Below are 24,265 nucleotides of genomic sequence, written 5' to 3' on the forward strand. Positions count from 1 at the left end.
AATCGGCGCGCCTTCAATCCGCACGGCGTCGCCCGCCTCAGCCTTGCCATCATGAAAGTCATCAGCTCGATCCAGGAATTGCGCGACCAATTGCGCGGCCAGAACCGAACGGCCTTCGTCCCGACGATGGGCAACCTGCATGAGGGCCATCTGTCGCTGATGCGTCTGGCGCGTCAGCACGGCGACCCGGTCGTCGCCAGCATCTTCGTCAATCGTCTGCAGTTTGGGCCGAACGAAGACTTCGACAAATATCCGCGCACGCTCCAAGCCGATATCGAGAAGCTGCAGAAGGAAAACGTCTACGTGCTGTTCGCGCCGACCGAGCGCGACATGTATCCGCAGCCGCAGGAATATCGCGTCCACCCGCCGCACGATCTCGGCGATATTCTCGAAGGCGAATTCCGCCCCGGCTTCTTCACCGGCGTGTGCACCGTCGTCATGAAGCTGATGTCGTGCGTGCAGCCGCGCGTGGCCGTGTTCGGCAAGAAGGATTACCAGCAGCTCATGATCGTGCGGCAGATGTGTGGCCAGTTCGCACTGCCGACCGACATCGTGGCCGCCGAAACGGTGCGCGACACCGACGGCCTTGCATTGAGCTCGCGCAACCGCTTTCTGAGCGAAGCCGAGCGCGCCGAGGCGCCGATGCTCGCCGCGGCGCTCGCCCGCGTGCGCGAAGCGGTGCTCTCCGGCCGGCGCGACTTCACCGCGATCGAGCGCGAAGCGGTCGAAAGCCTTGCCGCGCGCGGCTGGAAGCCCGATTATGTGGCGGTGCGCAAGCGCTCGAATTTGATCGCGCCCAGCGCGGACGAACTCGACGCACCGCTCGTCGTGCTCTCGGCCGCCAAGCTAGGGACGACGCGCCTCATCGACAACCTGGAAATCTGATCCGGCCCGCGGGCGGCAATCGTCTGAATTGAATTGACGTGAAGTAAGGGAAAGACCATGCAGCGACACATGTTGAAATCGAAGATACACCGCGCCGTCGTCACGCATTGCGAGCTTCATTACGAAGGCTCGTGCGCGATCGACGAGGATTTGCTCGACGCGTCGGGCATCGTCGAAAACGAACGCATCGACATCTGGAACGTCAACAACGGCGAGCGCTTCTCGACCTACGCGATCCGCGGCGAACGCGGCAGCGGCATGATCTCGCTGAACGGCTCGGCCGCGCGTCGCGCGCAGCTAGGCGATCTCGTCATCATCGCCGCGTTCGCGATGGTGGACGAGGCCGAGTTGAAGGCGGGCTGGGAGCCGAAGCTCGTATTCGTCGACGAGAACAACCAGAAGAAGAGCAGCCGCGGCCACGTGCCCGTGCAAAGCTGGACCTGAGCGGAGCCTTAGCTGGTCTGAGCCGGGCCTTGGTTTGGCCTGAACGAGCGGGCCGCCCACGCGCGGCCGGGCCTCACTTCTTCTCGACCCAAGCCTTGATCGGCTCCCACTGTTCGAGGTCCTTCTCGACACGGCTTTGGGGCACGTCCCAGAGCGTGAGCCCGTGCGCCGCGAGCTGCACGTAGTTCTGCGTATCGCGCAAAAACCCGAGCACGGGCAGCTCGAGACTCTCCACGAACCGGTGCAGCTGCTCGGCCGAGCGCGTGCGCGCGTCGACGCGCATGCCCACGACACCGATTTCGATCGCCCCCTTGCGCACGGCTTTTTCCTTGGTCAAGCGCTCGAGGAAATGCTGCGTGGCGAGGATGTCGAACATCGACGGCTGCAGCGGCACGACGACCTTATCGGCCAGCTCCAGCGCCGCGGCCAGCCGATTGCCGTGCAGCCCGGCCGGGGTATCGATTACGGCGTGCTCGAGGCCCTTCGGCGGTTTCACCGGCGCTTCGGGATCGACGCGCCAGGTTTCGATGGGGGGCAATCCTTCGGGGCGCAGGGCAAGCCATCCGTGCGACGACTGCTGCCGATCGAGGTCGGCCAGCGCCACCCATTCGCCGTTCGCCGCGAAGGCGCCCGCCAAGTTCGTCGACAGCGTGCTCTTGCCCACGCCGCCCTTGGGGTTCGCTACCACGATCACCGTCATGAACACTCCCGAGTAGAAGGCCGATTGGGAAGAAGCGGCCGGTTAGCCCGTTAAGCTCTCACTATCAAAATGCATCGCAGGTCCCGATAATATCGGCAATTTCGCCCTCTAGGAGGCTCATGCGATGTCGACCCTACGCCCCGACTACACGATCGAGACGATTCACGAGTACCAGCAGGGTACGCTGCCCGAGTTGCTCGGGGTGCGCGTGGTCGCGCTCGCGCAAGGCACGCTGACGGGCAAGCTCGCGGTGCGCCCGCAACTGCTCGCGCCGAACGGCTTCCTGCACGCGGCGACGGTGATCGGCCTAGCCGATACGTGCTGCGGCTACGCCTGCTTGGCGCATCTGCCGGAACACGCGCACGGCTTCACGACGATCGAGCTGAAAAGCAACTTCCTCGGCACCTGCCGCGCGGGAACCGTGCGCGCCGTCGCGACCGCCGTCCATCTGGGCCGCAGCACCCACGTATGGGACGCCTCGGTGTTCGATCCCGACGGTCATACGATTGCACTGTTCCGTTGCACGCAAATGATCCTGGCTCGATGAGGCACCCCGATCTTACCTTCGTCCTCGGCGGCGCCCGCTCGGGCAAGAGCCGCCACGCCGAGCAGCTCGCGCAAACGCAAGCATCGCGCCTCGGCCTGCCCGTGACCTATATCGCGACGGCACGCGACGCCGGAGATGCGGAATTCGCCGCACGCATCGCGCATCACCGCGCACGCCGCCCCGCGCAATGGGGCCTCGTCGAGGCCGGCGCCGACCTCGCCGAAGCGATTGCCGGCACGGACGACGGCCGCACCTGCATCCTCGTCGACTGCCTCACGCTTTGGCTCGCCAACGTGATCTGCCCCGCGAACGACGAGGACGGACGGGAAGGCTTGCAGAACGACGACTGCGCGGCCCGCATGGATGCGCTCGAAACGGCGCTGTCGCGCGTGCGAGGGCCCGTCATCGTCGTCAGCAACGAAATCGGCATGGGGGTCGTGCCGATGGGCGCCATGACGCGCCGATACGTCGACGAACTGGGGCGGCTCAATCAACGCGTCGCGGCGCTCGCGCGAGAGGTGACGCTGATGGTGGCGGGGCTGCCAATGACCGTCAAAAGCGAAGGAACTCGATGAGCGCCGCCCAACGCCCACGCGCGGCGCGGCGCGCGGCCGTCCGCTGCGCCCTCGCTTGGGCGGCTCTGCTCCCGCTCGCCCCTTGCGCGTCTGCGGCGATCACGGTCACCGACGACGCCGGCCAGCGCGTCACGCTCGCCGCGCCGGCCCAGCGCGTCGTGGCGCTCGCACCGCACGCAGTCGAGCTCGCCTACGCGGCCGGCGGCGGCGCCAAGCTCGTCGGCGCCGTGTCCTATAGCGACTACCCGAGCGCCGCGAAAGCCCTGCCGCGCGTCGGCAGCAACACCTCGCTCGATCTCGAGCGCATCGTCGCGCTCAAACCCGACCTCGTGATCGTCTGGCGCCACGGCAACGGCGAGCGCCAGCTCGATCGCCTGCGCGCGCTTGGCATCCCGCTTTATCACAGCGAGCCGCGCAAGCTCGACGACGTCGCGACCGATCTCATCGCGTTGGGCACGCTGATGGGCACCGGCGCGCAGGCGCGAGCGGCGGCCGCCGACTATCGCGGCAAGATCGCGGCGCTGCGCGAACGCTACGCCGGGCGGGCGCCCGTCAGCGTCTTTTACGAAGTGTGGGCCGATCCGCTGATGACGCTGAACGGCACGCATATCGTCAGCGACGTCATCGCGTTGTGCGGCGGGCGCAATGTCTTTGCGAAGCTGACGCCGCTCGTGCCGACGGTATCGACCGAGGCCGTCGTCGCCGCGAATCCCGAGGCGATCGTGACGACGAGCCAAGGCGCCACGCAGGCCGACGCACCGCTGCCGAGCCTCGCCGCATGGCGCGCTTGGCCACGGATGACGGCGGTTGCACGCGGCAATCTGTTCGCGATCGACGGCGATCTCATCAACCGGCCCGCGCCGCGCCTGGCACAAGGCGCCGAGCAACTGTGCCGAGACTTGCAATTCGCGCGCGAGCGCAGAAGCCAAGCCGATGCCGTGAGCCCGCGCTAAAGGCCGAGGCACCGAACGCCGAGTAACGGGCAAAGGGGCAACGGGTAACGAATCTCGATGTGGGGCCGCCTATCGTGTATCGGCCGCTCACACGTTCCAACGCAGCAGACGCCACTCGCCGCCCGGCGCGCCGCGCCGCAGCCAGACGACGGCAGCCATCTCCAGCGGCCACTTCAGCGTCGTCTCGATCGCCTCGTCGAGCACGAGCGCGGCGATCGTCCGCATGACACCCGCGTGCGTCACGGCGAGCACGCTCGAGCCCGCGGCACCTTCCGCCTCGCGCCAGAGTTCGAGCCACGCGCCGACGCGCGCCTCGAACTGCGCCACGCTTTCGCCTCCGTGCATGCGCGCGTGGCGCAAATCGGCAGCCCACGCATCGAGCGCCGCGCGGTCGATCGCGTCCCAGCGCTGCCCTTCCCACGTGCCGAAGTCGATCTCCTGCAAGCGCACATCGACAGCGCACGCGCAGCCGAAATGCCGCGCGAGCGGATGCGCGACGTCGGCGCATCGCCGCAGCGGACTCGTCGCGAAGTGCTCGGGCGGCGGCACATCGAGCGCCGCGAGGCGGGCGGCGAGCAAGCGCGCCGACGCGGCCGCATCGACAGCCAACGGCACGTCGGTCTTGCCGTAGCAGACACCGGCATCGATCGCCGGTGTCGGATGACGAATCAGAACGAGGTCCACGCGAGTGCGGATAGATAGAGCGCAAGCTCGAAGATCTGCTGCGCGAGCCCGAGGCAATCGCCCGTATAGCCGCCGAGCCGGCGCGCGAAGTAGCGCCCGAGCAGGAAGCGCAAGGCCAGCGCCACCGCGAGCCCGAGCGCGCCCGCGCGCCAATCCGGCAAAACGAGCCACGGCAAGCCGAGCGCGAGCGCAACGGCAAGCGAGCGCGCCGGCATCCGTTGTGCGACGGGCTTGGCTTTGCCCTCCTCGCGCGCGTAGTCGTGCGTGGCCAGAAAACTCACGGCCAGCGCGCGGCTCGCGGCATGCGCGCTCACCATCGTCCAAGCGGCCGTCGCGGCAGGCAGCGCGGCGAGCGTCTGCCACTTGAGCGCCAACGCGATCACGAGCCCGATCGCACCGAACGCGCCGAGCCGCGGATCGCGCATGATGCGCAGCGCGTCCTCGCGCGTCGGGCCGCCGCCGAATCCGTCGCAGCAATCGGCGAGACCGTCCTCGTGCAGCGCGCCCGTCGCCAGCAGCGTGGCGGCCATCGATAGCAGCACGGCAACCGGTGGCGGAAACACGCACCGGGCGATCAGATAAACGAGCGCGCCCGCCGCACCGACGAGTGCCCCGACGACAGGAAAGTAGCGCGCCGCGCCGGCGAGATCGTTCCGATCGAGAGCGATCGCGGGCGGAATCGGCACGCGGGTGAAATAGCCCAGCGCGGCGACGAGGCATCGCAGTTCATCGTGCCACCTCGGACGGCGTCGAACGAGCGATGCCGCGCCGGAGGCGGCTCGATGGGAAGGTCCATCGTCCGGCTCGGCTCGCGGTTCGCCGGAGGATGCGGACGACGCCGGGCGCGTGCCCCGCTCGTCCGTCATCGCGCCTCGCGCCCGGCGACGCCGGCCGATTCGAAGCTCGCCATGTCGTTCAGGATCGCAACTGCCGCCCTCAGCACCGGCAACGCCAGCGCCGCCCCCGTCCCTTCGCCGAGCCGCATGTCGAGCGCGAGCAGCGGCTTCGCGCCGAAGTAGTCGAGCATGCGCCGATGCCCCGCCTCGTTCGACAGATGCGCGAACACACAGTAATCGCGCAGGGCCGGTGCGATCGCATCGGCGACGACCAGCGCCGAGGTCGCGATGAACCCGTCGACGAGAATCGTCATCTTCGCTTCGGCCGCGGCAAGGTAGGCGCCCGCGATCATCGCGATTTCGAAGCCGCCGAACGCCGCGAGCACGTCGATCGGCTCGGTCGCATCCTGGTTCGCCGCGAGCGCCGAGGCCAAGACGTTGCGCTTGCGCGCAAGGCCTGCGTTGTCGAGACCGGTGCCCCGCCCGACGCATTCGTCGATCGGCACGCCGCACATCCGGCTCATCAAACAAGCGGCCGACGACGTATTGCCGATCCCCATCTCGCCGAAGCCGATCACGTTGGTGCCGAGCGCGGCATGATGGCGCACGCGCGCCGCGCCCGCCTGCATGGCCGCGAGCGCCTCCTCACGCGTCATCGCCGGCCCGTGCGCGAAGTTGCGCGTGCCGGGACCGATCGGGATATCGACGAGACCGGGCAGCGGCGAGAGCGGTGTCGCGACACCGGCGTTGACGACTTCAAGCGTCAACTCGGACACGCGGCTGATCGCATTGATGGCCGCGCCGCCCGCGAGAAAATTCGCGACCATCTGCGCGGTGACCGCTTGCGGGTACGGGCTCACACCCTCCCGCACAATGCCGTGGTCGGCCGCGAACACGATCATCGCGGGCCGTGCGATGGTGGGTCGCGTGCTCTGCTGAATCATGCCCATCTGGCGCGCGACGGTCTCGAGCATGCCGAGGCTACCCGGCGGCTTCGTCTTGGCATCGATCATGCGTGTCAGCGCATCGCGCAGCGTGCGATCGAGCGGTTCGACGATGGGCAACGGAAGTGGTGCGTTCATTCTCAGTTCAATGTCGTGGCGGGCGATGCGCGGCCGGCAAGGTGAATAGACAAACTAGACAAACCCGTGTTCGGCGTGACCCGGCCCCGAAGGCCGAATCGCGCAGCGCAAAGATGTCACCATACCCGCAACGCTCGCCCTTCTTCAATTCGGTAAAACCGCACCGTCGGCGCTCGCCGGTGCCGGGGTGCCACTATATAGGGTCCACCGGCGTAGCGTGCGCTCACTTCTTACTCTCGCCTTGCTCACCTTGGCGCGCCCGGCAGCGCCGGCACCAGCGCCTCATAACCGCCCTGCTCGATCAAGACGAGCGGATATCCGAACGCGCGGCTCGCGAGCGCGGGCGTCAGCACGTCGCGCACGGGCCCCGTATGAGCGGCCCCGTTGCCTTCCAGCAGCAGCGCATGCGTCGCGAAGCGGCGAGCGATATTGAGGTCATGGCACGAAAAAAACACCGTGCGCGTCGACGCCCGCGTCCATCGCACGAGGGCGTTCATGCAGTCGATCTGATGGTGCCAATCGAGAAAGGCGAGCGGCTCGTCGAGCAAGAGCAGCGGCGCTTCCTGGCATAGCGCCGCGGCCAGCGAGACACGCTGCCGCTCGCCGCCCGAGAGCGAGAGTACATCGCGCGAGGCGAGCGACTCGAGCCCGAGCGCTTCCAGCGCCGCAAACGCCGCCGCGCGGTCGGCAAGACGCTCCCAGCCCCAGCCGGTCAAATGGGGAAAGCGGTTGAGCAGAACGATGTCGAGCACGCTGGCACCGAACGCGTCATGCGACGTCTGCGGCATCAACGCGCGCCGGCGCGCGAGCGTCGCGCTCGGCCATGCATCGATCCGTTCGCCGTCGACGTCGACGTGCCCGCCGGCCGGCCGCGCCAAGCCCGCCAGCGCGGTAATCAGCGTCGTCTTGCCGGCGCCGTTCGGCCCGGCGACACACCAGATCTCGCCGGGATAGAACGTATGCGTGAAGTCCTCGAGCAGCGTGCGCGCACCCGCGCGCAGCGTCAGATGCTGCGCCGACAGCGAGGCGCGCCGAGTATCGGCGCCGATGTTCGTGAGCGATTTCACCGGCGTCTCCCGAGCAGCATCCAGAGAAACACGGGCACGCCGACGAGCGCAGTCACGACGCCAACCGGCAGTTGCGCCGGCGCGATGATCGTGCGCGCGACGAGATCGGCGCCCATGACGGCGACGCCACCCGCGAGCGCGCTGGCCGGCACGAGCATGCGCTGATCGTTGCCGAGCACGAGCCGCAGCGCATGCGGCACGACGAGGCCGACGAAGCCGATCGTACCGGCCGTGGTCACGCTCGCGGCCGCCGCGAGCGAGGCCACCACGTAAATCCGTAGGCGCAGTCGCGTTGCCGGCACCCCGAGCGATGCGGCGAGCGCGTCGCCGCGCAGCAGCACGTTCAATTGCGGCGCGGCGGGCACGCTCACACCGAGCGCGACGGCCAGCGCGACAAGCGCCGGCCACGGATTCGCCGCGCCGTTCAAATCGCCGGTCAGCCAAAACACGATGCCGCGCAGCCGGTCGTCGGGGGCGAGCGCGATCAGCAGCGTGACGACGGCGCCCCATCCCGTGGCGACGACGACGCCCGTGAGCAGCAAGCGCGGCGAGGCTTCTTGCGGCTCGCCGCGCCAGAACTCGCGCCGGGCCAGGCCGAGCACGAGCGCGACCGAGAGCATGGCGCCGCCGAACGACGCGACATCGACGAGCCACCAGGCGCAGCCGGCGAAGAGCGCCGCTACCGCAAATGCGGCCGCGCCACCGGAGACGCCGAGCACGTAGGGCTCGGCCAGCGGATTGCGCAGCAGGACCTGCAGCAGCGCACCGGCGAGCGCGAGCAACGCGCCGCACGAGAAACCCGCGACGGCGCGCGGCAAGCGCAGCGTCCGCACGATCTCGCCGGCAACGTCGCCCGTGCCTCCGGCCGCGGCCGCATGTCCCGGCAGGTGCAGCAGCGCAAGTACCGCCCGCGCGGGCGAGATCGTCACGCTGCCCAGCATGAGCGCGGCGATGAAAACGGCGAGCGCGGCCAGCGCCAGCGCGCTCCACACGAAGGCGGCGCGCCGAGCGTTCATTTGAGCGTGCGCGTGCGAAGCGGGCAAGTTCATCGCCGCGCGCTCGACCTTTCGCGCGGAAGGCATCTCCGGCCGGCGGTGACGGCAGGCGCACCGCCGCGCAAAGGCGCGGGCATTTGCGACATGCGCCTACGCATCATTGCTCCTGCCATCCGATCGTGATGAACGCGCTGCGGCGCGGCGTGTTGTACGTATAGGCAAGCTCATAGTTCTTGTCGAACAGATTGTCGATATGGGCGCGCACATACCAAGACTTCGTGATGTTGTAGCGCGCCGATAGGCTAACTAGACCGAACCCGCCGAGATTGGTGCCGCCGTCGGTGTGCGGGCCGCTGACGATCCACTCCCCGCCGACACGCCAAGCGCCAAGCGGCCGGTTGGCGGAAAACGAAGCGAAGTGCCGCGCTCGTTGATTCAGGTCCGTGTCGTTCACTTCGTCCACGGGGTTTTGTACCGTGAGCGCCGCGCGCACGTCGGTCTTGCCGAGGCGGCCGGCCCACGACCCTTCGAGCCCTTGCACCTTGGCGCGATCGACGTTCTCGGCGAGATAGAACAACCCGCCTTGCGTCGGAACGTAATTGATCAAATCCGTGTAGCGCGTCTGAAACGCCGTGAGCCGCAGCACACCTAGCGTATCCGATGCGTATTGCAACGCCGCTTCGATCGAATGGCTGCGCTCGGGCCGAATCGACGTGTTGCCGCTGCCGGGGAAATACAGATCGTCGAAACTCGGTGCGCGAAATGCGCTCGAATAGCTCGCCGTCGCCTTCCAGTGCTCCGTGAAATCGAACCCGTAGCCGAGATAGTACGTGTTCGCGCCGCCGAAATCCGAATACTGATCGCGCCGCACATTGGCTTGGATCTGGCTCGCGCCGAAGCGCGCCGTGTAACCGGCGAACGCCGAATTCACGTGGCGATCGGGCGCCGCGAATTGGTCCGACTCCAAACTCTGATCGAGCCGCTCGTAGCCGATCTGCAGTTTCTGCTGCGCGGCGAGCTTGAAATCGTTCTGCCACGTGAATTGACGATTGTCGGTGTCGAAGCGGTTGTTGTAGAGCCCGTTCGTCTGATCGACAGCGCGATCGTCTCCGAGGCCCGCGGTCAAGTGCGTCGTCCACCAATCGGTCAACTTGCCGTTCGCGAACACCGACGCCAAACGAACCTTGCTGTAGAGATAGTTGACGTCGGTCGGCTGGCCGTACGCGTTGTCGAACGCGTCCTTGCCGTCCGATTCGAAGTACCGCACGCCCGCGTCCCAGCCATGGTCGAACTGATGGCGCAGCGAGGCCGAGACGCTCTCGTTCAGATAGCCATCCGCCGCCGGGTTCACGTTCGGGGCGAGCGCTGAATTGATCGAGGAGAAGCCGTCGTCCTTCGAGCGCCCCACGCTGAGGCTGAACGTCGTCTTGCCGTCCTTGTCGAGCGCTCCGTTCACGCCGGCCTGCTGCGTCTGCGTGTGATAGCTGCCGTAGCCGACGGAAAAATCGAACCGCGGCGGGTGGTTGCCCCCGTCTTTCGTGAACACCTGCACGACGCCGCCCATCGCGCCGGAACCATAGAGCGCCGACACGTCGCCGTTGACGACTTCGACGTGATCGACCTCCGACAGCGGAATTTGCCCGAGCTGGATCTGGCTCAGACTCACCGAATCGACGCGCATCCCGTCGATCAGCACCAGCGATTCGGTGGCCGTGCCGCCGCGAAGCATCAGCGTCGCGTTCGAACCCGGCGGGCCGTTGCGAATAATCTGCGCGCCGGGGGCCTGTTCGAGCAGCCCGGGCAAATCCGTCGCGGTCGTATCGGCAATGTCCTGCCGCGAGAAACGCGTCGTTTGCGGAATGGCTTCGGAGAGCGGCTGCGGCCCGCGCTGCGCCGTGACGACGATCGGCTCGAGGGAGCCGCCAAGGGCGGCGGCGCTGCCGTTCGTCGCGCGGGCCGCGGGTATGTTGGCCGCCGGTGCGCTGGCCGCGTCCGGGGACGCCGCGGCGGCCGTAGCGGAAGAGCCGTCGGGAGAAGCAGCCGATGGGGCGGGCGCGCTCTGCGCGAGCGCAACGAGCGGCAGACCGGCGAGCGCAATGAGCGCCGCGCGGACAGTAGGCGTGGACATCGTGTAGTTTTCCAGTGATACCGGCACGCACCCTGCTCCCCGCAGGCTGCTTGTCATCGAGCGCCACGCGGCTCGCGCAGCCGTCATACGACGCGCGAGCGCGGCATCGCACTCCCCCTTTTGGCCGGTATCCGGGCTGGCGACACACCGCATCCGCCTTCCCGCGCGAACACGCGCAGTGGCCATGGAGCGGTGGACGCGGCCGCATTTGCAATGCCGCGCATGTCGCTTACCGTTGGCGGGGACAGCACAGGTTGGCTCGTCCAAGCGGACTTCGCTCCCTGTTTCCCGTTTAACCGCGTGCGTAGTAGCCTAGCGCGCGAGCACCAAAGTGCCGCAAGTGTAGGAGCGGCCCAGGGGAGCGTCAAGAATCCGAAGTCCTGCGCCGAAACCATCGGAAGACATCGGAGGACATTGGAAGAAAATCGCGAAATCCCTGCAAACATCGTGCGAAAAAGCACTTTCATGGAAAAAAGCCCACAACCGTTACGTCTCGATACGAGAGATCGATCGGAACTGCGGCTATTTAGCGCTAAAATGCGGGGTCTTTAGAGGACGCAGCAGATGCTCAACGAACTCGAATCCCTCTCACAGAATATTGGCCGCCTGATCGCGATCAACGAGCGCCAGCAGCAGGCACGCCTCGCGCTCGAGGAACAACTCGCGCAGTTGCGTAAAGAAAACGAAACGGCCCATGCGGAGCTCGCGCTGCTGCGCGAGGAACGCAATGCCCTGCAAGCCGAGCGCGATGCGCTCGTCGCGAAGATCGACGATGCGCAAGTGCGCCTGAACGCGATCCTCGAGAAGCTGCCGCGCGCCAAAGGCCCGTACGATTCCGACAGCCAGCTCGATTTGCTCGCCTCGCAGCAAGAGCGGAGCGAGGCAAACGCCGTGGAAGGCGCTTCCGCGCAGCACGGAGAAGACGCATGACGACAAAACAAGTCGAAGTATCGATTCTCGGGCAGAGCTATCGTCTCGCCTGCTCCCCCGAAACGGAAGCGGCGCTGCTCGAGGCCGTGGCACGCGTCGATGTCGAGATGACGAAGATCCGCGGGTCCAGCAACGTGCGCGGCACCGATCGTATCGCCGTCATGGCCGCGCTGTCGCTCGCGTCAGAACTCCTGAAGCTGCAACAGAGCGTGCGCCATGGCGAAGCGTTTCCCGCGGAGGAAATCCGGCGTACAATGCGCCAAATGAACGAGAAGCTCGGTGCGGTGCTCGATCAACACGAAGCACTGTAACGAGCCGCGGTATCAACGCGGTATCAAGATACAAACGAGTTTTACGGCTTCCCTGCCTGGTTCGCCAAGGTCATAAATTCCTTGAACCAATGCCATGTGCACGGTTGCGGAAATTTGCAGCACGGGCGTGCGCGTCACTCTGTCTGATGTACCCGAAGTGCGGCTAACTGCGACCAATTCTGAACTCTCGGTTCAGGATGCCGGCCTAGCGGCCAAGGCGGGGACTTTATTCGACGGCATCGGTCTTCCGATGCCGTTTTCATTTGGGGCACGCAAAACCGCGGTGCGCGTGTCCGGCACCGCGTGCGCGACGCACGCATCGGAACGTGCGGTATGTGGGGGAGCGGTACCGCCCCTTGATTCGCTCGACTTCACTCCTGACTCGATTCGCCTATGCGCTACTGGCTCATGAAGTCCGAACCGGACGAAGCAAGCATCGACGATCTCTCTTCCGCCGCGAAGCGAACCCTGCCGTGGACAGGCGTGCGCAACTATCAGGCACGCAACTTCATGCGCGACATAATGAGAATCGGCGACGGCGTGCTCTTTTATCATTCGAGTTGTCCGGAACCTGGCATCGCCGGCATTGCCGAAGTGGTGTCGGGCGCGTACCCCGATCCGACTCAGTTCGACCCTAAGAGCCCGTACTACGATGCAAAATCGACGCGCGAAACGCCGCGCTGGATGCTCGTCGACGTCCGCTTCGTGAAAAAAACGCCGCTCGTGCCGCTTGCGCAGCTACGCGCGCATCCCGAGCTAGCCGGTATGCGCGTGCTGGCCAAAGGCAACCGGCTCTCGATCACGCCCGTGACCGACGACGAATGGCGCTTCATCACGACGCAACTGACGTAGAACACGGCGAAGACGGTGAGAACGCCCGGGTTCCATGGTCCCGGTCCCAACGCCATGCCTTCATGTTCCGAAGCGGAGCCACGATGAAAAAAACAATCGCAACGATGTCTTTCGCGGCCGCCGTGCCGCTCGCACTTGCCGCCTTGCCCTCGAGAGCCGACACCGTGCTGACGCAGCCGGTGCCGTCGGGCGTTCTGTCGCTGTCGGCGCAGGCGAGCGAAGAGGTGCCGCAGGACGTCGTCGACATCACGCTGTTCTATGAAAAAGAGGCAAACGACGCGGCCTCGCTGACCGATGCGCTCAACCAGCACGCCGACGCCGCGCTCAAGCAAGCGCACGGCGTGTCGAACGTCACCGCGCATACGGGTACGTTTTCGATCTATCCGATGACCGACCGCGACGGACACATTTCCTCGTGGCGCGGCCGTACCGAAATCGTCCTTGAATCGCGCGATTTTGCCGCCGCGTCGAAACTCGCGGGACAAATCAATTCGCAAATGCAGGTGGGCGGCGTCGCGTTCTCGCTGTCGCCCGAGGCTCAGCGCGCAGCCGCGCAGACGCTCACGGCCGACGCAATCAAAAAGTTTAGAGCGCAAGCCGACTCGTCGGCGCATGCGTTCGGATACAACGGCTACACGATTCGCGAGGTCGAAGTCGGCGGCACCAACGCGCCCCCTCCCCCGCGCCCGATGTTCGCGATGCGCGCCATGGCGGCCGCGGCGGCACCCGCGCCCATGCCGGTCGAAGGCGGGAAGTCGACGGTGACCGTCACGGTATCGGGCTCGGTACAGATGACGATGACGCGTTAAATGCGCCTGCGATGACCGCCGCATGGCGCGGCGGTTTCAAAACGAAAACGAAACGGGATATCGATCGCCCGCCGGATCGATCGCACTCACGCGCTGGCGACACCGTGAGTGCGTCGTCCGATCAGTTCGACGCCGCGCCGGCCGGCGCGGTGCGGCCGCGCCGATACGACCAGACGAGCAAGGCGACGCCGACGACGATCATCGGCAGCGAGAGCCACTGCCCCATCGACAGCCCCAGCGCGAGCAACCCGAGGAAATCGTCCGGCTCGCGCGCGAATTCGACGATGAATCGGGCCAGCCCGTAGCCGATCAGAAAAACGGCCGACGCCGCGCCGACGGGACGCGGCTTGCGCGTGAAGAACCACAGCACGAAGAACAGCGTGATGCCTTCGAGCGCGATTTCGTAGAGCTCCGACGGATGACGCGGAAGCATGTGGTACTTCGCGAATATGTCGGCCAGATGCCATTTCGCCGCCAATTGCGGATGCCGCACGAGCCAGACAGCGTCGTCGTTCGTCGAATTCTGGAACAGCATCGCCCACGGCGCATCGGGATTCGTCACGCGTCCCCACAACTCCCCGTTGATGAAATTGCCGAGGCGGCCCGCCGCGAGCCCCGTCGGCACCATCGGTGCCACGAAGTCCGTCACTTGCAGCCACGTCCGCTTGCGCTGATAGGCGAACAGCACCATGGCGAGCGTGACGCCGAGGAAGCCGCCGTGGAACGACATCCCCCCTTGCCACACCTTGAAGATGTCGAGCGGATGCGCGAAGTAGTAATCGGCCTTGTAGAACAGGACATAGCCGAGCCGGCCGCCGAGGATCGTGCCGAGCACGCCGTAGAACAGGATGTCGTCGATGTCCTTGGCGGTCCAGCCTTGCGCGGCAACATGCGGAAAGCGCAGCCGCATGCGGGCGATGAAGACCGCCAGCATGAATCCGACGAGGTACATGAGGCCGTACCAACGAACCGCTAGCGGGCCGAGATGAATCGCAATGGGATCGAAATTGGGATGAATCAGCATCGTAAGGATTTCAGTTTCGGCATTGAAAAATGAAGCATTGAACGACCGGTACGCGCGCCGCGTTTAAGCATCGCGCTCTCTCGCATCCTTCCCTTGCTTGGCACGGCGGCCGGTGCCTAATCGCCGCGGCGCGAGCGCATGCAAGCTGACCGCATGGGCGCGCACGATGTCGATGAAGCCGGCCAGCACGGGGCTCACGTCGGCCGTTCTCCAGACGAGCCCCGTCTCCACCAGCGGCGTGCGCTCCGCCAACGGCCGGTAGACGACACCGGTGCGCCGCAGATTACGCAGCGATTGCGGCACCAGTGCGATGCCCATGCCGGCCGACACCAAGCTTACGATCGTCTGCATCTGAATCGCTTCTTGCCCGATACGGGGCGTGAGCCCGGCCGTGCCGTAGCAGCCCGTAATGATGTCATAAAAGCCCGGCGCCAAACGACGCGGAAAGATCACGAGCGGCAATTGCCCGACATCGGCCAGCGAAACGGGCTCGTCGCTCCAATCGGGCGGCTCGCCGCGGCCGCGATGCCGCACGCTCGATGCGGGCAGCGCCGCGACGAGCGGCTCGCGCATGACGGGCAAATAGGACAGCGTGGCCACGTGGCGCGGCGGCGGCGGGGGAATGATGAGGCCGGCATCGATCCGGCCCGCGACGATCTCTTCGATCTGCACGTCGCTCGTCGCTTCGGCCAGATTCAAGCGCACGCGCGGATGGCGCACGGCGAATTCGCGCAGCAATTGGGGCAGCAAACCGTAATCGGCCGTGGAGACGAATGCGAGAGAAAGCGCGCCGGCCTCGCCGCGCGCGAGGCTCTGTGCGAGCGGCCGCAGCGCGTCGGCCGCGGCAAGCAGTTTGCGCACTTCGGGCAGGAGGTCGGCGCCAACGGGCGTGAGATCGACCGTGCGCTTCGTGCGCGCAAAGAGCTCGACGCCGAGCGCCTCTTCGAGCGCGCGAATGGCTTGCGAGAGCGGCGGCTGCGTCATCGACAGCTTACGGGCGGCGCGCCCGAAATGCCGCTCTTCGGCGACGGCGACGAAGTAGCGCAACTGGCGCAGATCGGGGGTCATGGCGGCGGCTCCGAGCGATGTCGTTGATATGCAATTCGTCCTAATCCGGGATGAATCATATATTGGACATGCGCAACTGGGCGCGTATGCTGAGGCGAGCGCCCGCAGCTAAGCTCGCCCGGCCCCGGTCGTCCACTCGCCCGACGGCCGGCCGCAACCCAGCCGGCCGCGGCCAGGCGCCCCCCACACACTTGCGTTCATCACGAACCGGAGTCTGTCCATGGCCTACAACCGCCGCTCTCAGCACATTACGCAAGGCGTCGCACGCGCCCCGAACCGCTCGATGTTCTACGCGCTCGGCTACGAGAAGGACGACTTCGACAAACCGATGATCGGCGTCGCCAACGGCCACTCGACGATCACGCCATGCAACGCGGGCTTGCAAAAACTCGCCGATGCGGCGGTCGAAGCCGTGCAGGCGGCGGGTGCGAATTCGCAGACGTTCGGCACGCCGACGATCTCCGACGGCATGTCGATGGGCACCGAGGGGATGAAGTACTCGCTCGTCTCGCGCGAAGTCATCGCCGATTGCATCGAGACCTGCGTGCAAGGCCAGTGGATGGACGGCGTCGTCGTCATCGGCGGCTGCGACAAGAACATGCCGGGCGGCATGATCGCGCTCGCGCGCATCAACGTGCCCGGCATCTATGTCTACGGCGGCACGATCCGCCCCGGCCATTGGAAGGGCAAGGACCTCACGATCGTTTCGTCGTTCGAAGCCGTCGGCGAATTCACCGCGGGCCGCATGTCGCAGGAAGACTTCGACGGCATCGAGCGCAACGCCTGCCCCAGCACGGGCTCGTGCGGCGGCATGTACACGGCCAATACGATGAGTTCGTCGTTCGAGGCGCTCGGCATGTCGCTGCTCTATTCGTCGACGATGGCGAACCCCGACGATGAGAAAGTCGTCTCGAGCGCCGAGTCGGCGCGCGTACTCGTCGAAGCCGTGAAGAAGGACTTGAAGCCGCGCGACATCATCACGCGCAAGTCGATCGAAAACGCCGTGGCGCTGATCATGGCGACGGGCGGCTCGACCAATGCGGTGCTCCACTATCTGGCGATCGCGCATGCGGCCGACGTGCCATGGTCGATCGAAGACTTCGAGCGGATCCGCAAGCGCGTGCCCGTCATCTGCAATCTGAAGCCCTCGGGCGATTTTGTCGCGACCGATCTGCACCGCGCCGGCGGCATCCCGCAGGTGCTGAAAATCCTGCTCGACGCGGGACTGCTCCACGGCGATTGCATGACGATCACGGGCAGGACGATGGCCGAGGAGCTCGCGGACGTCCCGAGCGCGCCGCGCGCCGATCAGCAAGTCATCTTCCCGATCGACAAGGCGCTCTACAAGGAAGGGCATCTCGCGATCTTGAAGGGCAATCTGGCGGAGAACGGCGCGGTCGCGAAAATCACGGGCCTGAAAAACCCCGTCATCACAGGCCCCGCCCGCGTGTTCGACGACGAACAAAGCGCGCTCGCCGCCATTTTGGACGACCGCATCCGCGCGGGCGACGTGCTCGTGCTGCGCTACCTCGGGCCGCAAGGCGGGCCGGGCATGCCCGAAATGCTGGCGCCCACCTCGGCGCTAATCGGCAAGGGGCTCGGCGAATCGGTCGGCCTGATCACCGACGGCCGCTTTTCGGGCGGGACCTGGGGCATGGTGGTGGGGCACGTCGCGCCCGAAGCGTTCGTGGGCGGCACGATCGCGCTCGTCCAGGAAGGCGATTCGATCACGATCGACGCGCACACGCTGCTGCTGCAGTTGAACGTGGATGATGCGGAACTCGGGCGGCGCCGCGCGGCATGGAAGCCTCCCGCACCGCGCTACACGCGCGGCGTGCTCGCGAAGTTCGCGGCGCTCGCGCGCCCCGCCGACAAAGGTGCGGTGACGGGCTGAGGTTTGCGCCGCGCCGTTCGCCATCCGCGCGCCGTTATCGCCTTATCGCCGCGACGTGTGCCGAGCGAGTTCCTCGCTGACCGCGTCGCGGACCCAGCCCGCGACCTCATGCTCGAGCGCGCTCACGACTTCGCGCGTAACTTGCCGCACGAGCCAGTTCGTGTGCTCCTGGATGGCGTCGCGGCAGTGCGCTTCGACCACGCCGCGCACGTCCTGCCGCAAGTACGCCGAGAATCGCGAACGCAGGCGCTCCGCGATGAACTCGACGTCGCGCGCGTCGAACGCCGACGTGTGCGCGCCCGGCTGCTCGGATGAACTCGCCGCCACCTCGGGCTGCGGCCGGGCCGCCGCGCTCGTCTCGGCCGGCGAGTCGGACGGCGACTCCGACGGCGTCTCGGCCTGGCGGCCGATCGGCGGCCGTCCCGGCACGATGACGTCGGTCAGCATCGGAATCGAATTGGGATCGTGCGGATCGGTCATGCTTATCTCCCTGATGCAATGAACGCGCCGGCTGACACTCCGGCGCTCAGGCGCCTTGCTGATCGCCCTGCTTGTAATTGTTGAGCGGATAGCCGCGGTCGCGATAGAAACGATATCGCTCGCGACCCGCCGTGAGTTCGCCGTCGCTCGTCCCGACGATCTCGAGCAGCCGCTCGAAGCGCGCGAACTGCGCGGGCACGGCCGGCGCGAGGTTCAGCAAGATCTGATGATGCGGCGCCCGCTCGAGATCGGTGGCCAGCACGATCGGCGTGCGCGCGGCGAGGCCGCTGTCGGCCATGCAATGCGGGAGGAAATCGAGCGGCGAAAACGTCCAGAGCCGCTCGTCGAACGCACGCAGCCGCCCGGGATCGGCCAGCACGACGAGCGGCTGGCCGGCCTGGTACGCCTTGCGCGCGAGCCGGCATGCGTAGAGCAGCGCATCGCCGACGTTCGTATGAAAGTCGACGCGCGTCACCGCGCCACCCCGCATGCGAGCCCGCGGTGCGCCATTACTGCCCCGCGCGGTCGATCAGGAACTGCGTGAGCAGCGGCACAGGACGCCCCGTCGCCCCCTTGGCCGCGCCGCTCTTCCACGCGATGCCCGCGATGTCGAGGTGCGCCCAGGGGTAGGCTTCCGTGAAGCGCGACAGGAAGCACGCCGCCACCGCGCTGCCGGCCGGCCGGCCGCCGATATTCGCCAGATCCGCGAAATTCGACTTGAGCCCCTCGCCGTACTCCTCGTCGAGCGGCATGCGCCAGGTCGGATCCGTCGCCTCGCGCGAGGCGTCGAGCAGCTCGCCGGCCAGCGCGTCGTCCTTCGAGAACAGCGCCGAATGGTGATGGCCGAGCGCGATGATGCATGCGCCCGTGAGCGTCGCGACGTCGATCACCGCGGCCGGCTTGAAGCGCTCGGCGTAGGTCAGCGCATCGCACAGGATCAGGCGCCCTTCGGCGTCCGTGTTCAGCACTTCGATCGTGAGCCCCGACATGCTCGTGACGATATCGCCCGGCTTCGTGGCCTGCCCGCTCGGCATGTTCTCGACAGCGGGGACGATGCCGACGACGTTCAGCTTCAGGCCGAGCTCGGCGACGGCGCGCAGCGTACCGAACACCGACGCGGCACCGCACATGTCGTACTTCATCTCGTCCATGCCCTCGCCCGGCTTCAGCGAGATGCCGCCGCTGTCGAACGTCACGCCCTTGCCGACGAGGACAACCGGCGCGGCCTTGGCCCCGGCGCCCTGGTATTGCATGACGATGAACTGGGCCGGCTCGGTCGTGCCGCGCGTGACCGACAGCAGCGAGCCCATCTTGAGCGCCTCGATCTGCTTTTCGCCGAGCACTTCGACCTTCAGTTTGAATTCCTTGCCGAGCTTTTTCGCCGTTTCGCCGAGATAGCTCGGCGTGCAGATGTTGCCCGGCAGATTGCCGAGATCGCGCGTGAGGTCCATGCCGTTCGCGACGGCCTGCCCTTGCTTGACGGCGAGCTTCGCGAGCTTCTCGTCGGCCGGATCGACGGTCACGACGATGCGCTTGAGCGCGTGCTTGGCCGGCTCGGGCTTGCTCTTGAGCTGGGTGAATTGATAGGTCTCGCCGCGCAGCGCGAGCACCGCGGTGCGAGCGGCCCAGTCCGCCGTGCGCTCCTTGACGGGCAGTTGCGCGAGCGTGAACGTGACCTGCACGATCTTCGTGCCGAGGATCGCGCGCCACGCGGCACGCGCCGCTTCCGCATAAGCCTTTTGCCCGAACGCGTCCTGCTTGCCGAGCCCGACGAGCAGCACGCGCGAGGCGCCGATTCCTTCCACTTCATGCAAGAACAGCGTCGAGCCGCTCTTGCCCTGCATGTCGCCCGCCTTGACGATCCGCGTCAGCAGGCCCTTCGTCGCGGCATCGATCTCGAGCGCCGCGCCCGAGAGAGACTGCCCTTCAAATACACCGATAACGATGCAATCGGATTTCCCCGTCAGAAAACCGCCCGTCGTGCCCTTCGTCCAGTCACAGGCTTTTATGCTAAAGTCCATCGCGCTTGTCCTCGGATAAAATCGGCTTACTCGCGTTACTCGTGGTAACGAATCCGCAATTATCCGCTATTTTTCCCCCGGTGTCGGAACGGCGCGCTTGGCTGGCGCGAACGGTCCCCGCCCTCTCGCATCGACGATGATCTTCGAACGATCCCTGCAGCGCGAGCTCGCGTATACGGCCGGTGCCGTGTTCATGGTGCTGCTGACCATCTTCCTGACGACGATGATGATACGCATCGTCGGCTACGCCGCATCCGGCGAAATCGACCCGAAGGACGTCGTCGTCCTGATCGGCCTGACCGTGATCGGCTACATCGCCGTGATGCTCGTCGTCACGATGTTCGTCTCCATCTTGTTCGTGCTCACGCGCTGGTACCGCGACTCCGAGATGGTCGTCTGGCTAGCCTCGGGTGTGAGCCTCACGCAATTCATCAAGCCGATCGCGAAGTTCGCGGCGCCGCTGATCGTGCTCGTCGCGTTTTTCGCGTACATCGGCTGGCCCTGGTCGAACGCGCAGAGCAAGCTCATTCGCGCCCGCTTCGCGCAGCGCGACGAGGTATCGATGCTCGCGCCCGGACAGTTCCGCGAATCGCCCGCCACGCATCGCGTGTTCTTCGTCGAAAAAATGACGCCCGATCAAGCGCACGTGCGCAACGTGTTCGTCACGAGCACCGAAAACGGCAAGGTCAGCGTCGTGGTTTCGCAAAACGGCCACACCGAAACGATGAAGGACGGTTCGCGCTTCGTCGTCCTGGAGAACGGCCGGCGCTACGACGGCGAGCCGGGCAAGCCCGATTTCCGCATCATGGAATTCGAGCGCTACGGCGTGAAGATCACGCATCAGGCGGTCGTCAACGTGCCCACGACCACGAGCCTGTCCACGCCCGCGCTGCTGCGCCACCCCACGAACGACAATCTCGCCGAATTCGCCTGGCGCACCGGGCTGCCGCTGATGGCGATCAACCTGATGCTGCTCGGCATTCCGCTCGCCTATCAAAACCCGCGGCGCGGGCGCACGATCAACCTAGTCATGGCCGTGCTGATCTTCCTCACCTATTCGAACCTGCTCAACGTGGTGCAATCGTGGCTCGAGCAGGGCAAGATTTCGTTCGTCGGCGCGCTTGTCGGCTTGCACATCATCGCGGCGATCGTCGTCGTGGCCGTGTTCTGGATACGCGTGCGCAATCGGCCGCTGATCCCGCGCACATGGTTCGCCAGAGGAGCTTGAGGCGATGCGCATCTACGAACGATACTTCGCCCGCCAGGTCTATCTCGCGTTCATCTTCATCCTGTTCGCGTTCTCGGGCCTGTTCTTCTTCTTCGATCTGATCAACGAGCTGAACACGGTCGGCCACGGCAATTACAAGTTCGGCTACGCCGTGCTGCGCGTGGCGCTGCAAACGCCGTCGCGCTTCTACGAGATCATTCCCGTGGCCGCGCTGATCAGTGCGATCTACGTGTTCGCGCAGATGGCGGCGAACTCCGAATACACGATCTTTCGCGTATCGGGCCTGTCCACGGGCCAAGCGCTGCGCTCGCTGCTCAAGATCGGCATTCCGCTCGTGCTCGTCACTTATTTCATCGGCGAGGTCGTCGGCCCCTATTCCGATCAGCTGTCCGAGCGCGTGCGCCTCGAGGCGCTCGGTTCGGCCGTGTCGAGCAACTTCCAGTCCGGCGTTTGGGTCAAGGACACGCTGACGGAACGCGAGGACGGCCAGCAGGTCACGCGCTTCGTCAACGTCGGCGAATTGATGCCCGATGCGACGATCACCAACGTGCGCATCTACGAATTCGATCCGGGCTTTCGGCTCACGAACTTGCGGACCGCGCAAACGGGGCGCTACGAGGGCAACGGCCACTGGCTGCTGAAGGGCGTCACCGATACCCAGCTCACGAGCTTGCCGCCGCCGGCGCAGAAGACGCCCGCCGACGCCCTCAATCCCGTCTATCGCGCAACGCAGGTGACGCTGCCCCAGTATTCGCTGCGCTCCGAACTCACGCCGCAGATTCTGTCGGTGCTGCTCGTGGCGCCCGATCGCATGTCGATGTACAACTTGTTCCGCTACATCCAGCACCTGGTCGAGAACCATCAGGACACGCAGCGCTATGAAATCGCGCTGTGGAAAAAGCTGCTTTATCCGTTCGCGGTGCTCGTGATGCTCGTGCTGTCGCTGCCGTTCGGCTATCTGCATACGCGGGCCGGCGTCGTCGGCGTCAAGGTGTTCGGCGGCATCATGCTCGGCATGAGCTTTCAGCTCATCAACACGCTGTTCTCGCACGTCGGCATGCTCAATACTTGGCCGGCACCCGTCACGGCCGCCACGCCGGGCCTCATCTATCTTGCGCTCGGGCTGGCCGGGCTCAAGTGGGTCGACCGGCACTGACGCCGGCAAGGGAAACGCCGATGAACGCAGGCACCCTTCCGTCGCGCGGCATCGTGCTCTTCGCGCACGGCGCGCGCGATGCGCGGTGGGCCGAGCCGTTCGAGCGGCTCGCGCAGAAGCTGCGCGCGCTCGCCGGGCCCGATACCCCCGTCTCGCTCGCATTCCTCGAATTGATGACACCCGATCTACCGACCGCGGTCGCGGCGCAAGTCGCCGCGGGCTGCGCGTCGATCACCGTCGTGCCGGTCTTTTTTGGGCAAGGGGGGCATGTGCGGCGCGATTTGCCGCTCGCGATCGACGCCTGCCGCACGGCCCATCCGGGTGTCGACATTCGCGCCGCCGTGCCCGTGGGCGAGGACGATGCCGTCCTCGATGCGCTGGCGGCCTACTGCTTGCGTCAGTTGATCTGAGTTAAGTTGATTTGCGTCGAAACGCGTTTCGTCGAGCGTCGAAACGCTGAAACCCGGCCCGCGCTCAAGCGGCGTGCGCGTAGGAAGCGCGCGCGGCGGCAGGCTCTCCCTCGCGTTGCGCATCGGAGGGGTGCAGGCCGGCCGAAGCCCGTTCGGCGAACGCCTGGCCGATCATCAGCAAGCTCGGCTGCGACGGATCGAGCCACGCCTGCGCCTCGCCCGTCGACAGTGCCTCCAGCGTCAGCGTCAGCGTGCGTTCGCGCGGCGTGCTGCATGCCTCCACGATCGCGACCGGCGTCGCAGCCGGGCGGCCCGCGTCGATCAGTTGCTGTGCGATGTCGGGCGCGCTGTCGCGGCCCATGTAGAAGACGAGCGAATCGGCGTTGACAGCCTCGCGAATCGCTTCGCTGTCGGGCGCGCGGCTGCGCGTGGCGAGCGCCACGCTGCGCGACACGCCGCGCAGCGTCAGCGAGCGCTTGACCGAGGCGGCGGCGGCCAGCGCCGCCGTAATGCCGGGCACGACTTCGTAGTCGATCCCCGCTTCCTCGAGCGCGCGCATTTCCTCGTCGGCGCGGCCGAACAGCATCGGGTCGCCGCCCTTCAGGCGCACGACGACCTCATGGGCGAGCGCCGCATCGACGATCTGCTTGTTGATGAACTGCTGCGCCGTCGAGCGCTGTCCGCACCGCTTGCCCACCGCGATCTTGCGGGCATGCGGCGCATGCTCGAGCATGGCGGGCTCCACGAGCGCATCGTGCAGAACGACGTCGGCCGTGCCCAGCAATCGGGCACCGCGCACCGTAATGAGATCCGCCGCCCCCGGTCCCGCACCGATCAAATACACCTTGCCCATTGCGCTTTCATCCTCTCGCGTGTGCGGGCGGCACCTTCGGCGCCGCCTCGTTTCGATCACGCGGAATATGCACGAATCATGCCGGCCGCAACCGTATGATGAGTCGCTTCGTCGATGAGCACGAATGCGCCCGTCCCCGGATGCGCGTCATAGGCGTCGCAAACGAGCGGCTTTTGCAGCGTCAAGGCAACACGGCCGATGTCGTTCATCTTCAGGTTGTGCACTTCGCTCGTATGCGACAACGTATGGACATCGAGCACTTCCTTAACCGAGCCGATACGGGCGAATACGGTATTGGTCGTTTGCTTGAGCAGATACTTGCGCTGCGTCGAC

27 protein-coding genes, 1 other RNA gene and 1 riboswitch are annotated in these 24,265 nt (G+C 66.2%); of the genes, 14 read left to right on the plus strand and 14 right to left on the minus strand.

Translation table 11 applies throughout. The features are described from left to right. The first annotated feature begins 51 nt into the window (after positions 1–51). Positions 52–885: a pantoate--beta-alanine ligase gene (gene panC, locus DWV00_RS23675; RefSeq protein ID WP_115536034.1), complete on the plus strand. Its 834-nt coding sequence runs from the start codon at positions 52–54 to the stop codon at positions 883–885. A 57-nt stretch (positions 886–942) separates the two neighbouring features. Next, entirely contained in the window at positions 943–1,329 is a 387-nt protein-coding gene (gene panD, locus DWV00_RS23680; RefSeq protein WP_115536035.1) for an aspartate 1-decarboxylase, read from the plus strand. Between the two features lie 73 nt (positions 1,330–1,402). On the opposite strand, the gene DWV00_RS23685 is transcribed toward panD, so the two are convergent. Further along, positions 1,403–2,029 (minus strand): ParA family protein, encoded by a 627-nt coding sequence (locus DWV00_RS23685; protein ID WP_115536036.1) that lies wholly within the window; start codon positions 2,027–2,029, stop codon positions 1,403–1,405. A gap of 124 nt (positions 2,030–2,153) precedes the next feature. Between DWV00_RS23685 and DWV00_RS23690 the strand changes: the two genes are divergently transcribed. From DWV00_RS23690 to DWV00_RS23700, 3 genes are read left to right on the plus strand one after another with little or no spacing between them, the layout of a single operon-like run. After that, positions 2,154–2,576 (plus strand): PaaI family thioesterase, encoded by a 423-nt coding sequence (locus tag DWV00_RS23690; protein ID WP_115536037.1) that lies wholly within the window; start codon positions 2,154–2,156, stop codon positions 2,574–2,576. Further along, the gene (gene cobU, locus DWV00_RS23695; RefSeq protein WP_115536038.1) at positions 2,573–3,151 is read left to right on the plus strand and encodes a bifunctional adenosylcobinamide kinase/adenosylcobinamide-phosphate guanylyltransferase; all 579 of its coding nucleotides are present in this window, start codon (positions 2,573–2,575) and stop codon (positions 3,149–3,151) included. The genes DWV00_RS23690 and cobU overlap by 4 nt, the downstream gene beginning before the upstream one ends. Continuing rightward, entirely contained in the window at positions 3,148–4,104 is a 957-nt protein-coding gene (locus DWV00_RS23700; protein WP_115536039.1) for a cobalamin-binding protein, read from the plus strand. The genes cobU and DWV00_RS23700 overlap by 4 nt, the downstream gene beginning before the upstream one ends. Before the next feature lie 87 nt (positions 4,105–4,191). Here DWV00_RS23700 and DWV00_RS23705 read toward each other — a convergent pair whose 3' ends face one another. The 6 genes from DWV00_RS23705 to DWV00_RS23730 all read right to left on the minus strand — a co-directional run bounded on the left by DWV00_RS23705 (position 4,192) and on the right by DWV00_RS23730 (position 10,896). Then, positions 4,192–4,788: a histidine phosphatase family protein gene (locus DWV00_RS23705; protein ID WP_115536040.1), complete on the minus strand. Its 597-nt coding sequence runs from the start codon at positions 4,786–4,788 to the stop codon at positions 4,192–4,194. After that, positions 4,773–5,654: an adenosylcobinamide-GDP ribazoletransferase gene (locus DWV00_RS23710; protein WP_115536041.1), complete on the minus strand. Its 882-nt coding sequence runs from the start codon at positions 5,652–5,654 to the stop codon at positions 4,773–4,775. The genes DWV00_RS23705 and DWV00_RS23710 overlap by 16 nt, the downstream gene beginning before the upstream one ends. Next, positions 5,651–6,706 carry a nicotinate-nucleotide--dimethylbenzimidazole phosphoribosyltransferase gene (cobT, locus tag DWV00_RS23715; RefSeq protein ID WP_115536042.1) on the minus strand — a complete coding sequence of 352 codons (1,056 nt, stop codon included), beginning with the start codon at positions 6,704–6,706 and terminating at the stop codon, positions 5,651–5,653. The genes DWV00_RS23710 and cobT overlap by 4 nt, the downstream gene beginning before the upstream one ends. Before the next feature lie 245 nt (positions 6,707–6,951). Next, the gene (locus DWV00_RS34675; RefSeq protein WP_425452819.1) at positions 6,952–7,773 is read right to left on the minus strand and encodes an ABC transporter ATP-binding protein; all 822 of its coding nucleotides are present in this window, start codon (positions 7,771–7,773) and stop codon (positions 6,952–6,954) included. Further along, positions 7,770–8,822, minus strand: coding sequence for a FecCD family ABC transporter permease (locus DWV00_RS34680; RefSeq protein WP_245965003.1), 1,053 nt, complete (start codon positions 8,820–8,822; stop codon positions 7,770–7,772). Before DWV00_RS34680 ends, DWV00_RS34675 begins: the two co-directional genes overlap by 4 nt. Positions 8,823–8,925: 103 nt before the next feature. Then, on the minus strand, positions 8,926–10,896 hold the full coding sequence (locus DWV00_RS23730) for a TonB-dependent receptor plug domain-containing protein (protein WP_115536085.1): 1,971 nt from the start codon (positions 10,894–10,896) through the stop codon (positions 8,926–8,928). Between the two features lie 105 nt (positions 10,897–11,001). After that, positions 11,002–11,242, minus strand: a riboswitch (cobalamin riboswitch). A 218-nt stretch (positions 11,243–11,460) separates the two neighbouring features. On the opposite strand from DWV00_RS23730, the gene DWV00_RS23735 reads away from it, so the two are divergent. The 5 genes from DWV00_RS23735 to DWV00_RS23755 all read left to right on the plus strand — a co-directional run bounded on the left by DWV00_RS23735 (position 11,461) and on the right by DWV00_RS23755 (position 13,798). Then, positions 11,461–11,826: an ATPase gene (locus DWV00_RS23735; protein ID WP_115536045.1), complete on the plus strand. Its 366-nt coding sequence runs from the start codon at positions 11,461–11,463 to the stop codon at positions 11,824–11,826. Next, entirely contained in the window at positions 11,823–12,137 is a 315-nt protein-coding gene (locus tag DWV00_RS23740; protein ID WP_115536046.1) for a cell division protein ZapA, read from the plus strand. The genes DWV00_RS23735 and DWV00_RS23740 overlap by 4 nt, the downstream gene beginning before the upstream one ends. Positions 12,138–12,183: 46 nt before the next feature. Further along, positions 12,184–12,365: non-coding RNA, 6S RNA (gene ssrS / locus DWV00_RS23745), on the plus strand. A gap of 165 nt (positions 12,366–12,530) precedes the next feature. After that, entirely contained in the window at positions 12,531–12,989 is a 459-nt protein-coding gene (locus DWV00_RS23750; RefSeq protein ID WP_115536047.1) for an EVE domain-containing protein, read from the plus strand. A gap of 83 nt (positions 12,990–13,072) precedes the next feature. After that, positions 13,073–13,798, plus strand: a complete 726-nt coding sequence (locus DWV00_RS23755; protein WP_115536048.1) for an SIMPL domain-containing protein — start codon at positions 13,073–13,075, stop codon at positions 13,796–13,798. A 121-nt stretch (positions 13,799–13,919) separates the two neighbouring features. On the opposite strand, the gene lgt is transcribed toward DWV00_RS23755, so the two are convergent. Both lgt and DWV00_RS23765 read right to left on the minus strand, forming a co-directional pair. Then, positions 13,920–14,822, minus strand: a complete 903-nt coding sequence (gene lgt, locus DWV00_RS23760) for a prolipoprotein diacylglyceryl transferase (RefSeq protein ID WP_115536049.1) — start codon at positions 14,820–14,822, stop codon at positions 13,920–13,922. 63 nt (positions 14,823–14,885) lie between these two features. Then, complete coding sequence (locus tag DWV00_RS23765; protein WP_115536050.1) at positions 14,886–15,890, minus strand: LysR family transcriptional regulator; 1,005 nt, start codon at positions 15,888–15,890, stop codon at positions 14,886–14,888. 220 nt (positions 15,891–16,110) lie between these two features. On the opposite strand from DWV00_RS23765, the gene ilvD reads away from it, so the two are divergent. Beyond that, positions 16,111–17,784, plus strand: a complete 1,674-nt coding sequence (ilvD, locus tag DWV00_RS23770) for a dihydroxy-acid dehydratase (RefSeq protein ID WP_115536051.1) — start codon at positions 16,111–16,113, stop codon at positions 17,782–17,784. A gap of 42 nt (positions 17,785–17,826) precedes the next feature. Here the strand turns inward: ilvD and DWV00_RS23775 are convergent, their stop codons facing one another. From DWV00_RS23775 to DWV00_RS23785, 3 genes are read right to left on the minus strand one after another with little or no spacing between them, the layout of a single operon-like run. After that, the gene (locus tag DWV00_RS23775; RefSeq protein ID WP_115536052.1) at positions 17,827–18,264 is read right to left on the minus strand and encodes a DUF2486 family protein; all 438 of its coding nucleotides are present in this window, start codon (positions 18,262–18,264) and stop codon (positions 17,827–17,829) included. Positions 18,265–18,310: 46 nt separating this feature from the next. Next, a complete protein-coding gene (locus DWV00_RS23780; protein WP_115536086.1) occupies positions 18,311–18,739 on the minus strand; it encodes a DNA polymerase III subunit chi in 429 nt (142 codons plus the stop codon). A 34-nt stretch (positions 18,740–18,773) separates the two neighbouring features. After that, the gene (locus tag DWV00_RS23785; protein ID WP_115536053.1) at positions 18,774–20,285 is read right to left on the minus strand and encodes a leucyl aminopeptidase; all 1,512 of its coding nucleotides are present in this window, start codon (positions 20,283–20,285) and stop codon (positions 18,774–18,776) included. Between the two features lie 136 nt (positions 20,286–20,421). On the opposite strand from DWV00_RS23785, the gene lptF reads away from it, so the two are divergent. The 3 genes from lptF to DWV00_RS23800 are packed head-to-tail and all read left to right on the plus strand — an operon-like array spanning position 20,422 to position 23,079. Continuing rightward, on the plus strand, positions 20,422–21,513 hold the full coding sequence (gene lptF, locus DWV00_RS23790) for an LPS export ABC transporter permease LptF (RefSeq protein ID WP_115536054.1): 1,092 nt from the start codon (positions 20,422–20,424) through the stop codon (positions 21,511–21,513). Between the two features lie 4 nt (positions 21,514–21,517). After that, complete coding sequence (gene lptG / locus DWV00_RS23795; protein WP_115536055.1) at positions 21,518–22,669, plus strand: LPS export ABC transporter permease LptG; 1,152 nt, start codon at positions 21,518–21,520, stop codon at positions 22,667–22,669. A gap of 20 nt (positions 22,670–22,689) precedes the next feature. Continuing rightward, positions 22,690–23,079, plus strand: a complete 390-nt coding sequence (locus DWV00_RS23800) for a sirohydrochlorin chelatase (protein ID WP_115536056.1) — start codon at positions 22,690–22,692, stop codon at positions 23,077–23,079. A gap of 64 nt (positions 23,080–23,143) precedes the next feature. On the opposite strand, the gene cobA is transcribed toward DWV00_RS23800, so the two are convergent. Next, complete coding sequence (cobA, locus tag DWV00_RS23805; protein WP_115536057.1) at positions 23,144–23,932, minus strand: uroporphyrinogen-III C-methyltransferase; 789 nt, start codon at positions 23,930–23,932, stop codon at positions 23,144–23,146. A gap of 56 nt (positions 23,933–23,988) precedes the next feature. Next, positions 23,989–24,265 (minus strand): elongation factor 1-alpha C-terminal domain-related protein (locus DWV00_RS23810; protein ID WP_425452820.1); only part of this gene is annotated, 277 nt, incomplete at its 5' end.

This window comes from Trinickia dinghuensis, assembly GCF_003367175.1.
Lineage (GTDB): Bacteria > Pseudomonadota > Gammaproteobacteria > Burkholderiales > Burkholderiaceae > Trinickia > Trinickia dinghuensis.

Coding starts and splice junctions, on each gene's coding strand:
- DWV00_RS23775 (WP_115536052.1), bottom strand. CDS start 18,264: ATGACCGATCCGCACGATCCCAATTCGATTCCGATGCTGACCGACGTC.
- lgt (WP_115536049.1), bottom strand. CDS start 14,822: ATGCTGATTCATCCCAATTTCGATCCCATTGCGATTCATCTCGGCCCG.
- lptF (WP_115536054.1), top strand. CDS start 20,422: ATGATCTTCGAACGATCCCTGCAGCGCGAGCTCGCGTATACGGCCGGT.
- DWV00_RS23690 (WP_115536037.1), top strand. CDS start 2,154: ATGTCGACCCTACGCCCCGACTACACGATCGAGACGATTCACGAGTAC.
- cobA (WP_115536057.1), bottom strand. CDS start 23,932: ATGGGCAAGGTGTATTTGATCGGTGCGGGACCGGGGGCGGCGGATCTC.
- cobT (WP_115536042.1), bottom strand. CDS start 6,706: ATGAACGCACCACTTCCGTTGCCCATCGTCGAACCGCTCGATCGCACG.
- DWV00_RS23700 (WP_115536039.1), top strand. CDS start 3,148: ATGAGCGCCGCCCAACGCCCACGCGCGGCGCGGCGCGCGGCCGTCCGC.
- DWV00_RS23735 (WP_115536045.1), top strand. CDS start 11,461: ATGCTCAACGAACTCGAATCCCTCTCACAGAATATTGGCCGCCTGATC.
- DWV00_RS23765 (WP_115536050.1), bottom strand. CDS start 15,890: ATGACCCCCGATCTGCGCCAGTTGCGCTACTTCGTCGCCGTCGCCGAA.
- DWV00_RS23730 (WP_115536085.1), bottom strand. CDS start 10,896: ATGTCCACGCCTACTGTCCGCGCGGCGCTCATTGCGCTCGCCGGTCTG.
- DWV00_RS23750 (WP_115536047.1), top strand. CDS start 12,531: ATGCGCTACTGGCTCATGAAGTCCGAACCGGACGAAGCAAGCATCGAC.
- DWV00_RS23785 (WP_115536053.1), bottom strand. CDS start 20,285: ATGGACTTTAGCATAAAAGCCTGTGACTGGACGAAGGGCACGACGGGC.
- panC (WP_115536034.1), top strand. CDS start 52: ATGAAAGTCATCAGCTCGATCCAGGAATTGCGCGACCAATTGCGCGGC.
- ilvD (WP_115536051.1), top strand. CDS start 16,111: ATGGCCTACAACCGCCGCTCTCAGCACATTACGCAAGGCGTCGCACGC.
- cobU (WP_115536038.1), top strand. CDS start 2,573: ATGAGGCACCCCGATCTTACCTTCGTCCTCGGCGGCGCCCGCTCGGGC.
- DWV00_RS34680 (WP_245965003.1), bottom strand. CDS start 8,822: ATGAACTTGCCCGCTTCGCACGCGCACGCTCAAATGAACGCTCGGCGC.
- DWV00_RS23755 (WP_115536048.1), top strand. CDS start 13,073: ATGAAAAAAACAATCGCAACGATGTCTTTCGCGGCCGCCGTGCCGCTC.
- DWV00_RS23740 (WP_115536046.1), top strand. CDS start 11,823: ATGACGACAAAACAAGTCGAAGTATCGATTCTCGGGCAGAGCTATCGT.
- panD (WP_115536035.1), top strand. CDS start 943: ATGCAGCGACACATGTTGAAATCGAAGATACACCGCGCCGTCGTCACG.
- lptG (WP_115536055.1), top strand. CDS start 21,518: ATGCGCATCTACGAACGATACTTCGCCCGCCAGGTCTATCTCGCGTTC.
- DWV00_RS23710 (WP_115536041.1), bottom strand. CDS start 5,654: ATGACGGACGAGCGGGGCACGCGCCCGGCGTCGTCCGCATCCTCCGGC.
- DWV00_RS23685 (WP_115536036.1), bottom strand. CDS start 2,029: ATGACGGTGATCGTGGTAGCGAACCCCAAGGGCGGCGTGGGCAAGAGC.
- DWV00_RS23800 (WP_115536056.1), top strand. CDS start 22,690: ATGAACGCAGGCACCCTTCCGTCGCGCGGCATCGTGCTCTTCGCGCAC.